An 11,506-nucleotide genomic window follows, 5' to 3' on the forward strand; every position below is an offset into this window, starting at 1 on the left:
GGAATTTTCCTTGATTCCATTTCGGCAAGGAGGAGGATCGCGGGTATGCTTCGTTTTCTCTCCGCATTCTTCGTATGCGTACCGCTAATCGTTTCTTGTTCCGCGAATATCGCGTTAAAAGGTGAGATCCTTCATCCTAAGACCTCCGACGGTTGGGATCTGACTCTGGAACATTTTCCTCCTCTACAAGGAACTTCACAAAAAAAATATCCTGTGATTCTTTGTCATGGATTCATAGCGAATCGTATCTATCTTAAGATCAATGAAAAGTCGTCGATTGTCGCACATCTTCAAAAAGAAGGTTACGACGTTTGGCTTTTGGACCTAAGAGGAAAACAAGAAGCCGGATCTCCATCTTTATTTTGGGGAGATAAAACTTTCGATTATTCCATAGATGATTATATAAAACAAGATGCGGATGCAGCGATCCAATATGTTCTTAAAACAACCGGCAAGGAGAAGGTGAACTGGATCGGTCATAGTATGGGAGGAATGCTCCAATACGCAAGACTCGGAAGTTTAGGAGAAAATAGAGTCGCTAACTTCGTAGCGATAGGTTCTCCCGCAATCATGGATCCCCCATCCGACGCGTTAAAATTATGGTCTAGTTTTACTTGGCTTATGAACCTTTGGCCGGCAGTCCCGACGGAAACCTGGTCTGGCATCCGGGGAGGAACGGGACTCCCGATCTTTCCTAAAAAAAGTTTCGAAGAAGTTTTTTGGCACCAACCGAATATAGAACCGAAAATTGTATCTGGGATCTTTACTGACTCTATCGCAACAGTATCTAAAAGAGAAGCAAGACAGATGGATAAGATCGTAGAAACAGGACAATTCCGTTCCGAAGACGGTAAGTTGATCTACACCCAAGGTTTTGGAAATATCAAGATCCCCGTATTACTCGTAGCGGGCAGAAGGGATAAACTAGGATTCGCATATTCTCTCCGATACGTTTACGACCAATTAGGTTCTACCGATAAAACATTATTCGTACTTTCTAAAGGGAAAGGTTTCTCAGAGGACTATGGTCATACGGACCTAGTGGTAGGAAAAAAGGCGGATGACGAAGTATTCCCGACGATCATCCAGTGGCTGAACAAAAGAAATTAACTCCGGATCATAAAATGAAATTCAAAAACAAAATCATATTTTTCTTTTTTTCCATTTTTCTGCTTCTCTCATGCACTCGATACGCAGTGATCACGGAAGAAACTTTTAAAAATCAGACGGCAAATATTGCGTCTAACGTATATCTCACAAACTTTTTAAAACATAGCTCGGACTATCCGCCTATCCTACTATTGGATCCTATCCTAGTGAATAAAAAGTCCTTATACCTGGGTGATTATAACGGATTGATCGGGGTACTAAGCGGAAATGGATTCTCGGTATTCCTTTTACATTTCGAAGTGTATCCCGGTTTAGATCTGAAAGAAGTCGGAGAAAAACTACTCCCACAAGCCGTCTCTCAAGTCCAAGGTTTAAGCAATCGAAAAGATTACATTTTAGGCGGGGTATCCGTTGGAGGTCAGGCAATTCTTCATTATATACGATTCAAAAAAGATCCTGCAATCTCAAAGGTTTTCTTTTTAGGGACCGGAATGGATTATAAATACAACGATAGTTTTTTGGATGATATGAAAAAAGAGAAACGATTCGGCACTGACCTTTCCAATTCCTGCAAGAACAAAGATAGTTTCTGCTCTAGATTTATTTCTTTGGACGAGGATAATCCGACTACTTTATATCTTTACCAAACATTGTGGAACTATCTCCCTCCATTGGAAGAAAATCCGAAGGTTTGGACCGATTTCGAATTAATGGATTTTCCTACTCTTTTTGTCGCAGGTAAGTTGGACAATATTGCAACTTCAGAATCTATCCATCCGGTATATCGTAGAAAAAGAGGATTTTCTCAGTTTTTCGAAGTAGGAAGGGACAATGGAGGAAAGATAGACTATGACCATCTTTCCTTATTTGCACATGAATCAGCTCCTTCCGATATTTATCAAAAAATAGCGGATTGGTTGGCTAAGAAGAAAGGAGAGTAATTCGGACGGCGATGCAGGAATTCCAGTAAAGCTCCGAACCGCACGTCGAAAGTTATGTTGGAATTCCAACTTCGTGTAAACTGTAAATTCCTGGTCTTGTAGGAGTTTCAACAAAATGTTAGAAGGGGTTGTAGAAAGATTACAACTCCAGTGGATTCTTAAATTCCTTTTTCGGTTTAATAGGAGAACAAAGCCCGCGGATACGATTCCATTCTTTATTCGAAATCCCTAATTTTCCTTTTGGATAGTCGGGATGAGAGATTATATTTTTCACATATTCTATTCTCTCTTGAGTAGCAGGATGAGAACTTAAAAAATCCGGGACATTGACAGTGTCTTTTTCTTCTTCCCCTTCTACTGGGACTTCGTATTCTTCCTGGATCCTTTTAAAAAAATTCAAAAAACCTTCTCCGGTTAGATTCGATTTTTTTAATTTTTCCAATGCGATCTCATCCGCTTCGGATTCGTATTCTCTGGAGAATTTTTGGTCGTATATAGTTACGCTTAAGACTTCGTAAAGAGAGTCCATATTTTCCAACATGTCCACTCCCTCAAATCCGGAACCGATACCTAAGGACAATAATACTACATTCCCCGCAGAGCGGATCTGCCTTCGGACTCCGTGCCTTTTGTGAATATGGGCCATTTCATGGGCCAATACTCCTGCGAGTTCTTCCGGAGTTTCCGTCTTTTTTAAAAGTTCCGTAAAAACCACTATGGTCCCACCCGGCATAGCAAATGCGTTAAACACATCGTCATCGATCACTATAATATCGTAATCAAAGGGATCGTCCTCATCCTTCAGCTTTTTGCCGATCTTCGTCATGGTAGATTTTAAACTTGGAGAAGAACATTCTGAAAAATAATCCCGGACCCATCCTGACATTACTTGTGATTGTTTTTTATCGTAACTGGTCGGGACAAAAAAATATGCGTAAGAAAGCCCCGTATTATAAACTGAAAAAGCCAATATTGCGGTAAGTATTAAGGCTCCGATCTTAACACCAAAATTGGCATTCTGCCAAAGATCTAAAAAAGGTAACTTTCTCAGGGACTTTCTTCCCAAAAGAATCGAGGCATAACTTTCTTTCGAATAAAATACGATTATAAAACTATGAGTTGGATTTTCCGGATTTCGGATCTCTAATCTAAATTCCCGACCGACGGGATCTAAGTTTAGAATATCGGAATATTGGAAACTAACGGTTTTCTGATCCGAGAGAAAGATTATCTTGTCTTCCTCCGAGACCAGATTCCCCTGAAAAGGGACAGCCGTTTTTCCGTCGTATAGTTTATCTTTCATGTGTATTTTCTCGGATTAGTATTAGTCGAAGATATCCGCTAATGCTTCCAGAGAACTTTCAAATCCTTCTGCCAATGCGGAAGCTCCCTTGTCATATTCAGGCTGGATCTGGCTAAGATCCGGTTCCACTTCCAGAGAGATCGCGTCATAAAATAGTTTGTACCAAATCACTGCAATCCAAGGAAATGCCAAACCTAAAGAGAACAAGATCGCCAAATAGGAAAGGATGGTATAAACCAGTATATCTTCTCCCTTTAAATTGGACTTGAATCTGATCCCGTTTACCGTGGTGTGATTCCAAAAATAGTTATAAACGTTTGCCTGCCACCAAAAAGTGTAAAATCCTAATGTCGGCAAAAGAAGAAGGAAACCTTTTATATGGATCCAAAATAAAGATCCCCCCTTACCGTCAAATTTGAACCCTGCGTTCCCGTAATACGTATTTTCTATCTGGAACCTTTTCAGACGTATCGTGAACCAGGGAGAATAAAATCCGAATGTGATAATCGTAAGCGGAAGGCCGATTAGGAAAATTTTAACAAGTTCCAGTACTCTTCCCGCGAAATGAAATCGGATATTATTGTAAGACGTCCTACTTAAATGAAATCTCAATCTTCCTACGAAAATAAAAGGTCCTAATATATATAAAAGAAGGAAGATCGGGATCAAGTTGGAGAGAGGTTCAAATTCCGGAGAAAAGACCCACCATTGTAACGGAAATTTGATCGCACAGAATAGGATAATTGCGATCGGAGCCGCTTTTAAGAATCCTAAAAATCTTTCCAGACCGGTGGCGTGAAAATCAAACCTTTGTCCCAAAAAAACGGTATGTTGTCTTAAGTATTTTTCGACCCTTACCCTTGCCCAAAATGAATAAATCCCTAAAGTACTGATGGTAGCTAAAGCATTAAAAAGATATAATTTAAGCAATTCCCATCCGGTCCCATCAAACTTGGCCCGGGTCGTTGAATTTTCCATTTCATTCTCCTGAAAGATTCCCTATTCGTAAATCAAGGATTACGCAAAAGTTTACAAACAGAGGGTCAGATTAGATCTCCGTTTCCCGTCTGCAAGAAACAAATTTCCAACCGATTTCCTTTTACATTGGAATAGGATCTATTTTATACTACCCGGAACGTTTCCAACCCAGTCGTTCCAAGACTTTTTTTATATCTTCCCAAACGTCTCTTTTTAAGGGACTATTCTCTCCACCATTGCGGATTACGTAACTTGGATGGTAAGTTGGCATGACAGGGATCCCGTGAAAGTCTCCCCAATTTCCCCTAAGTTTCGTGATCCCTTCTTTTGTTCTCAAAATAAATCTAGTAGAGGGATTTCCTAAGGTAATGATCACTTTAGGTTGTATGATCGAAATTTGCCTTAGTAAAAAAGGAGAACATGCGATCACCTCATCTTCTTCGGGGGGTCTGTCCTTTTCAAATTTTAGATCTACTGTAGGTCTACATTTTGTGATGTTCGCGATGTAGACGCTGTCTCTAGAAACTCCCATCCCTCTTTCAATAATCCTAGTTAATAATTCTCCCGCTTTTCCTACGAAGGGCCTGCCTGTCAGGTCCTCTTGTTTCCCTGGACCTTCTCCTATGAACATAACTTCCGCATTCGGATTACCTTCTCCGAACACGGTTTGAGTCCGAGTCTTACTCAATTTGCATCGAACACAAGGAGCCACTTCTCTTGCGATGATCTCCAACTCTTGTTCTTTCGAAGTTTCACTCATACCTACCCTTATCGATAAAGAGAACCTATTATCCTGCAACCAATTTCTAAAAAAGTGACTGGAAGATTTCGAACCGTTCTTTATCTTAGATCCATGCACGAACATCATCATCATTCTCACGATGATCATCATGAACATTCTCACTCTCATTCGGGCGATCCGCATTCGACTTCTATGCCTGAAAACTCCCGTGCATTCTTATTCGCGTTCCTTTTGAACTTCGGATTTGCCGGGATCGAATTTGTAGGCGGTTATTTTTTCGATAGTTTGGCCATTCTTTCGGATTCACTCCATGATCTGGGAGATAGCGGATTTTTAGCTCTTGCTTGGATCTTTCAAAAGATCGCAGCAAAACCAAGGACCCAAACGTTCACATTCGGGTTCCGAAGACTTAGTCTTTCCGCCGCATTAGTAAATTCTTTTGTTCTATTCTTAGGATCTTTCGGGATCTTATTCTTTGCTATTTCCAAATTGAAAGAACCAGGTTCACCAAACGGCTGGGGAATGTTAGGACTTTCCGTATTAGGTGTGATCGTAAACGGAGCTGCGTTATTCAAATTAAAAAACAGCTCCGGTCTAAATGCAAAGACTGCATTCCTTCATCTTTTAGAAGATGTGTTAGGATGGGTCGCGGTATTCTTCGGAAGTATCGCTTTATTGTTATTCAAATGGTCTTGGGTGGATCCTGTCTTATCCATAGCAATCTCTCTTTGGGTCGGCATCCAATCATTCCGCAATCTTAGAAAGATACTTCTTTTACATCTGCAATCTTCTCCGGAAGGGATCGATACCAAAGAATTAGAAAATCGGATCTTGAAATTAAAGGGGGTTCGCTCAGTTCATGATCTTCATCTTTGGTCTATGGATGGAGACTATCATGTTCTTACACTTCATGTCGGCGTTCAGGAAACTTCCATCGCGCAAGCTCAGAAATTAAAGGAGAAGATCCGTAATATCACTAAAGAATTCCATATCCCTCATGCAACTGTGGAATTAGAACCTGCAGGTGCGGAATGTCCGTATCAGGAATGCTGATCAGTGGATCCTGAAGGAATCCACTAATTCCCTAAGTCGGTTCGTCTTCGAATTCATTTCCGAAGTGCGGGCTTTTAATGATTTTGTGGATCCGTTCGATTCCTCGATCGACTCATTGATCTGATATACTTTAGAAGCAATCTCTTGCAACGCATTCTTTTGTTCAATCGTACTTGCGCTGATGGACAAAGATCTTTCCTTTATAGTAGTAATAGAAGCTTCCAATTTTTCCTTTATTTTCATTTCCTCCGGAAGAAGTAGAGTCATTTCGTTTAACCCATCAAAAATAGAATCCACTCCGGAGGTGATCAATCTCCAAGAATTTACTGAGGCATCTACTGCAGACTTACCGGCTTGGGCTTCTTCCGAATTATTAACTACTATTTTGCGTATTTCTAATATACTCTGCGAAGTCTGTTCGGCTAACTTAGTAATTTCGGAAGCCACCACTGCAAATCCTCTTCCTGCCTCTCCGGCCCTTGCAGATTCAATGGACGCGTTGATTGCGAGCAATTCCACTTTTTCGGCGATTTCATTAATGATATCCACAATTTTACCGATTTTGTCCGAACTTTTAGAAATACCATCGATAGTCTTCACAAGAGACCCTAGATTCGTTTCGCTTTCATTCGCTACTTGTTTCATTCTTTCCATTGAAGTTTTTACTACTTGGATCCCATTAGAGATCCTCTCTATTAGAATCGAGAGTTCCCCGGCTTTTTCCGTTAGAAAAGATAAACTTTCAATCTCTGCCTCAACGGTATTGGTAACAAATTCGGAGGAAGATGCAATTTCTTCCGTTGTCGCAGTCAACTCCTGAATAGAAGAAAAATTATTGCTCGAAGTCTTTTCTAATGTATCCGAAACGGAGACGTTCAAATCGGCTATCTCTTTTAATCCTTCTGTCACTTGAATTACGTCCGCCAAAACCAAACGAATTCTTTCGACGAACGTATTAAAACCGACCGCTATCTCCCCGAATTCCGCACCGGCATTCTCATCCAATCGTTTCGTAAGATCCCCTTTTCCTACGGCAATTCCTTCCATCCTTTTAACGACATTCCCGAATTGGGAAGATAATTTAAACAATGTAATCGCGATACCAACGACAGGAATCGTTAACAAAACAAAAATGAACCCCAGAATCGAATAATTACGAATTTTTAAACTGCTTATCCTATTTATTAAACCTTGTTCAAGAGAATCAGAAGATGCTTGATACAGATCTTCTGTATATTTCGAAATATTTAACAATTCTTCGGATAATTGCTTCCGATAATCTTCTGTTCCATTTACATTCGATATTAGATTATTTAAATTTATCAGACCGGATTTAAACCTGGAATATGGAGTAAGTAATCGATTATTATAATCAGAATTAGTTTCGAGAATCACTGAGATGCCTCGGTCCATTCCAGAAATCGTTTCTGTTAACACTCCGGATTTGGAAATTAGCCTTACTTGGAAACTTTCGAAATTTCCCCCCCGCTCTTGATTCATACGATTTATCTCTTCCAATAATTTATAGAGTATAGGTATACGTATGAGTACGATATCCATCAGATAGTACGTATCCAAGTCAGGATCTAAAATGAGATTTGAAACATCTCCGATTCTGTTATTCAATTCTAAAAGTTTATTGATTTCCCTTTCAGATAATTCGGGAGATTTTTGATTAGGGGTTTCCTTTTTGAATAATTCCAAAGTGGGAGAAAGTTCTATTATTAATTTTGAATTTCTGAATTCGTGATCGAAAGTTTTCATCTTTGTAGACCAATCCGTTTTTTGATCCTTCCATAGGTGCATAACTCTTCTTAATAAATGAACACCGGATAATTCCTTTTCAGCGAACTCGATTCGTATATTTTGTTCCGAGACTAAAAAATAGATTATGAATGGGTAAGGTAATGAAAGAAATACGGATAAAAATAAAATCCTCTGCCAAATTTTCCAATTTTTCATTTTTCTCTACCGGTTAACGTTCCTAACGCTTTTGGATTGATTTTGACGAGACAAAAGGAGTAAATTAACAAACACAGAGGTTGAAAATTATCAACATTCGATATAGGCCTACGGGGACAGTATCTCTCCTTTGGTGGATTTTTCGCTGGGACTTATGTTATTGCGGTTATTATTCAGGCTTATTTTGGACATAATTGGTTTTCTTTTTCATTCGAATATTCCTGAACATGTTTCAATTCCATACTCCTGAACAAACCTTCTATACTTGACAGGGCGGAAACGACCCGGATTTTGGTTGGTATGAACCAAAAAACAGCTAAACTTCTCAAAAAATACGCGGAAGCAAAAGGTATTAACGAGAAACAGATCAAACGTGAGTGGCTGGTATTAAACGAATTTCAGAAGGACCAAAAAAAACAGGAAATCCTGAAAGAACTGGTTAAAAAGTAATCCGCTACTGAGCCTTCTTAAGACCGGATTCACAAAGTCGGTCCATGTATTCCCGGATCGGTTCTCCGAAACCGGGCTTTCATTTTCCAGAACCAACCACTCATCCAACATCTAAATGGAAGAAATAGAACTTACCAAAGAATTTCGTTTCGATGCCGCACATTTCCTTCCGAATGTTCCGGAAGGTCATAAGTGCAGAAGGATGCACGGACATAGTTTTCGATTCAAATTACATCTGAAAGGTAGGGTAGACGAAAAAACAGGTTGGTTGATGGACTTCGCAGAAGTTAGTAAGGTTGTTAAACCGCTTCTCGAAAACTATCTAGATCATTATCTTTTGAATGAGATCGAAGGTCTAGAAAATCCTACCAGCGAAAATATCAGCATTTGGTTGTGGAAAAAACTTAGACCTGAGCTTCCTCTTTTATACAAGATCACTTTAAACGAAACTTGTACTAGCGCATGTGTTTATAACGGACCTTCCGAGAAATAAAAGATGAGTCCTTCTGCTAAGTCGAACAGCGTTCGAACGAAATCTCATTCTAAAGATCCAAAGGCAGTCGTTCTTTTCTCAGGCGGTTTGGATTCCACTACTTGTTTGTTCCAAGCAATCCAAGACGGTTATTCTCCTATAGCTCTTTCCTTCGACTATAATCAAAAACACAAACAAGAACTGAAATCGGCCAAAAAGATCGCAAAACTTTTAGATATACCTCATCTGATCCAAAAATTGAATCCTGAATTTTTCCAAGGTTCTTCCCTTACTGAAAAGAAGATCAAGGTACCTAAAAATTCTTTGGGGCATTCTGAGATCCCAAACACTTACGTTCCAGGAAGAAATATTTTATTTTTATCTTTCGGAGTCTCTCTGGCAGAAGGTATCGGAGCCAAGAGACTCTATATTGGCGTGAATGCATTGGATTATTCCGGTTATCCGGATTGCAGACCTGAATTTATCAAAGTTTATTCTGATGCAATCCGTCTCGGGACCAAAACAGGAGCGGAAGGTCATCCTCTTGAGATCTGCACACCTTTGCAGTTCCTGGATAAAAAAGAGATCGTGTTATTAGGCTCTAAATTAGGCGTTCCGTTTGCCATGACTCATTCTTGCTACGATCCCGTCGGAGGCAAACCTTGCGGAAAATGCGACTCCTGCCTGCTTCGAAAAAAGGGTTTTCAGGAAGCAGGCGTCCCAGAAAAGTGAACGAACAGAATTTAAGGCATCGGTTTTGAGGATTTTTTCCCGCCGCCGTCCATAGGAAGCTAATATGGAACAGTTCGTAAGCTACCTGACGATATTTTTAATCGCAGTGTTCGTAGGAATCGAGGTCATCAACCGTATTCCTCCTTTATTACATACCCCTCTTATGTCAGGCTCTAATGCCATTTCGGGGATCACGATCATCGGGGCGATCCTAACTCTTCATACTACCAATCATTGGATCATTCAAGTATTAGGATTTCTAGCAATTGTTGCGGCAACCGTCAACGTGATCGGAGGGTTCGTAGTAACTCACCGTATGTTGGGAATGTTCAAGAAAAAGGATTAAACCATAAATGGAAAAAGCGTATATCAACCTCATTTATCTTATCTCCAGTATCCTTTTTATCGTTGGATTAAAGTTACTTTCTCACCCTAAAACTGCGGTGAGAGGAAATTTTACCGGAGCATTCGGAATGTTCCTAGCGGTTGTGGGAGTATTCTTCGAATATGGAACCATCAACCAAAGTGATATCATCATTATCGGTGCGGCGATCCTAGTCGGGACCACAATCGGAACTTTTATCGCTCTTAAAGTAGAAATGACAGGAATGCCTCAGCTTGTGGCCCTTCTAAACGGACTTGGAGGACTCGCTTCCTTCTTAGTCGGTGGAAACTCCTTGATGGAGATCCTACAACCAGGTCATGATACAAAACAACTTGCTGATTTCCAGTTCACAATCTCCACTGCGGCAACCGGTATTATCGGAGCCGTAACTCTTACAGGAAGTTTGATCGCATTCGGAAAACTGCAAGGTTTGATCTCCGAGAAAGCCGTTCGCTACTTCGGAGACCAGATCGTTAAAGTTCTATTTTTGATCGGTGCGCTTTACTTAGGTTATTTGAACGTAACCGAGCCTACTAAGATCGAGTGGTACTGGTACATCGTATTAGTCGCTTCCGTCCTCGGAGTTCTGTTAGTAATTCCGATCGGTGGAGCGGATATGCCGGTGGTAATCGCTCTTCTGAACTCTTATTCGGGACTTGCTGCTTCCGCTACAGGATTCGTTTTAGGAAACAACGTACTCATCATCTCCGGATCTCTTGTTGGAGCTTCCGGGATCCTTCTTACTCAAATTATGTGTAAGGCGATGAACCGTTCCCTTCCAAACGTTCTTTTCGGAGGAATTGGAGCAGCGACGTCTTCCGCGGATTCCGGGGACATCTACGCCGGAAAAACAAAATCTACTTCCGCAGAAGAAGTGGCTATGTTACTGGATATGGCTCAAAGAGTGGTGATCGTTCCCGGTTACGGAATGGCGGTTGCCCAAGCACAACACGCAGTTCGCGAACTTTACAACCAACTTACAGATAAAGGGATCGAAGTTGAATTTGCAATCCATCCGGTTGCTGGAAGGATGCCTGGTCACATGAACGTTCTATTGGCGGAAGCTGATATTCCTTACGACAAAATGAAGGAAATGGACGAGATCAATCCTACTTTCAACACTGTGGACGTAGTTATCATTAACGGTGCAAACGACGTCGTGAATCCTCTGGCAAAAACGGATCCAGGTTCTCCAATCGCTGGAATGCCGATCCTAGACGTGGACAAAGCAAAAACCATTATCGTGATCAAACGTTCCTTGAGCCCGGGATTTGCAGGGGTTCCTAACCCGCTTTTCATCCAAGAAAACTGTCTCATGTATTTCCAAGATGGTAAAAAAGCCACCCAAGAGATCGTGACTGCACTCAAGGATACCTAA

12 protein-coding genes are annotated in these 11,506 nt (G+C 40.7%); 8 read left to right on the top strand and 4 right to left on the bottom strand.

What is annotated here, in order from left to right:
• Positions 1 to 45: 45 nt before the first annotated feature.
• On the top strand, positions 46 to 1,110 hold the full coding sequence (locus tag AB3N61_RS15775; RefSeq protein WP_020769012.1) for an alpha/beta hydrolase: 1,065 nt from the start codon (positions 46 to 48) through the stop codon (positions 1,108 to 1,110).
• 14 nt (positions 1,111 to 1,124) lie between these two features.
• Positions 1,125 to 2,051, top strand: a complete 927-nt coding sequence (locus AB3N61_RS15780; protein WP_020769073.1) for an alpha/beta hydrolase — start codon at positions 1,125 to 1,127, stop codon at positions 2,049 to 2,051.
• Between the two features lie 139 nt (positions 2,052 to 2,190).
• Here the strand turns inward: AB3N61_RS15780 and AB3N61_RS15785 are convergent, their stop codons facing one another.
• The 3 genes from AB3N61_RS15785 to AB3N61_RS15795 form a co-directional block, all read right to left on the bottom strand.
• Positions 2,191 to 3,354 (bottom strand): M48 family metallopeptidase, encoded by a 1,164-nt coding sequence (locus AB3N61_RS15785; protein WP_367898054.1) that lies wholly within the window; start codon positions 3,352 to 3,354, stop codon positions 2,191 to 2,193.
• Between the two features lie 21 nt (positions 3,355 to 3,375).
• A complete protein-coding gene (locus AB3N61_RS15790) occupies positions 3,376 to 4,332 on the bottom strand; it encodes a YjgN family protein (RefSeq protein ID WP_367898055.1) in 957 nt (318 codons plus the stop codon).
• A 148-nt stretch (positions 4,333 to 4,480) separates the two neighbouring features.
• The gene (locus AB3N61_RS15795; RefSeq protein WP_036089315.1) at positions 4,481 to 5,092 is read right to left on the bottom strand and encodes a uracil-DNA glycosylase; all 612 of its coding nucleotides are present in this window, start codon (positions 5,090 to 5,092) and stop codon (positions 4,481 to 4,483) included.
• A 93-nt stretch (positions 5,093 to 5,185) separates the two neighbouring features.
• On the opposite strand from AB3N61_RS15795, the gene AB3N61_RS15800 reads away from it, so the two are divergent.
• Positions 5,186 to 6,127 carry a cation diffusion facilitator family transporter gene (locus AB3N61_RS15800; RefSeq protein ID WP_412758415.1) on the top strand — a complete coding sequence of 314 codons (942 nt, stop codon included), beginning with the start codon at positions 5,186 to 5,188 and terminating at the stop codon, positions 6,125 to 6,127.
• Here the strand turns inward: AB3N61_RS15800 and AB3N61_RS15805 are convergent, their stop codons facing one another.
• Positions 6,128 to 8,089 (bottom strand): methyl-accepting chemotaxis protein, encoded by a 1,962-nt coding sequence (locus AB3N61_RS15805; protein ID WP_367898057.1) that lies wholly within the window; start codon positions 8,087 to 8,089, stop codon positions 6,128 to 6,130. It abuts the gene before it with no gap.
• Between the two features lie 300 nt (positions 8,090 to 8,389).
• On the opposite strand from AB3N61_RS15805, the gene AB3N61_RS15810 reads away from it, so the two are divergent.
• The 5 genes from AB3N61_RS15810 (at position 8,390) to AB3N61_RS15830 (ending at position 11,506) form a co-directional block, all read left to right on the top strand.
• A complete protein-coding gene (locus AB3N61_RS15810; protein ID WP_008594055.1) occupies positions 8,390 to 8,539 on the top strand; it encodes a hypothetical protein in 150 nt (49 codons plus the stop codon).
• A 115-nt stretch (positions 8,540 to 8,654) separates the two neighbouring features.
• Complete coding sequence (gene queD / locus AB3N61_RS15815; protein WP_020769321.1) at positions 8,655 to 9,032, top strand: 6-carboxytetrahydropterin synthase QueD; 378 nt, start codon at positions 8,655 to 8,657, stop codon at positions 9,030 to 9,032.
• A 3-nt stretch (positions 9,033 to 9,035) separates the two neighbouring features.
• A complete protein-coding gene (queC, locus tag AB3N61_RS15820; RefSeq protein ID WP_020769242.1) occupies positions 9,036 to 9,743 on the top strand; it encodes a 7-cyano-7-deazaguanine synthase QueC in 708 nt (235 codons plus the stop codon).
• Positions 9,744 to 9,807: 64 nt separating this feature from the next.
• A complete protein-coding gene (locus AB3N61_RS15825) occupies positions 9,808 to 10,089 on the top strand; it encodes an NAD(P) transhydrogenase subunit alpha (RefSeq protein WP_020769315.1) in 282 nt (93 codons plus the stop codon).
• A 7-nt stretch (positions 10,090 to 10,096) separates the two neighbouring features.
• Positions 10,097 to 11,506: an NAD(P)(+) transhydrogenase (Re/Si-specific) subunit beta gene (locus AB3N61_RS15830; RefSeq protein ID WP_020769001.1), complete on the top strand. Its 1,410-nt coding sequence runs from the start codon at positions 10,097 to 10,099 to the stop codon at positions 11,504 to 11,506.

This window comes from Leptospira sp. WS58.C1 (assembly GCF_040833995.1).
Taxonomy (GTDB): Bacteria; Spirochaetota; Leptospiria; order Leptospirales; family Leptospiraceae; genus Leptospira_B; species Leptospira_B cinconiae.

Excerpts from the sequence above, each read along its gene's own strand:
- AB3N61_RS15775 (WP_020769012.1), top strand. The coding sequence starts at position 46 with ATGCTTCGTTTTCTCTCCGCATTCTTCGTATGCGTACCGCTAATCGTT.
- AB3N61_RS15780 (WP_020769073.1), top strand. The coding sequence starts at position 1,125 with ATGAAATTCAAAAACAAAATCATATTTTTCTTTTTTTCCATTTTTCTG.
- AB3N61_RS15785 (WP_367898054.1), bottom strand. The coding sequence starts at position 3,354 with ATGAAAGATAAACTATACGACGGAAAAACGGCTGTCCCTTTTCAGGGG.
- AB3N61_RS15790 (WP_367898055.1), bottom strand. The coding sequence starts at position 4,332 with ATGGAAAATTCAACGACCCGGGCCAAGTTTGATGGGACCGGATGGGAA.
- AB3N61_RS15795 (WP_036089315.1), bottom strand. The coding sequence starts at position 5,092 with ATGAGTGAAACTTCGAAAGAACAAGAGTTGGAGATCATCGCAAGAGAA.
- AB3N61_RS15800 (WP_412758415.1), top strand. The coding sequence starts at position 5,186 with ATGCACGAACATCATCATCATTCTCACGATGATCATCATGAACATTCT.
- AB3N61_RS15805 (WP_367898057.1), bottom strand. The coding sequence starts at position 8,089 with ATGAAAAATTGGAAAATTTGGCAGAGGATTTTATTTTTATCCGTATTT.
- AB3N61_RS15810 (WP_008594055.1), top strand. The coding sequence starts at position 8,390 with ATGAACCAAAAAACAGCTAAACTTCTCAAAAAATACGCGGAAGCAAAA.
- queD (WP_020769321.1), top strand. The coding sequence starts at position 8,655 with ATGGAAGAAATAGAACTTACCAAAGAATTTCGTTTCGATGCCGCACAT.
- queC (WP_020769242.1), top strand. The coding sequence starts at position 9,036 with ATGAGTCCTTCTGCTAAGTCGAACAGCGTTCGAACGAAATCTCATTCT.
- AB3N61_RS15825 (WP_020769315.1), top strand. The coding sequence starts at position 9,808 with ATGGAACAGTTCGTAAGCTACCTGACGATATTTTTAATCGCAGTGTTC.
- AB3N61_RS15830 (WP_020769001.1), top strand. The coding sequence starts at position 10,097 with ATGGAAAAAGCGTATATCAACCTCATTTATCTTATCTCCAGTATCCTT.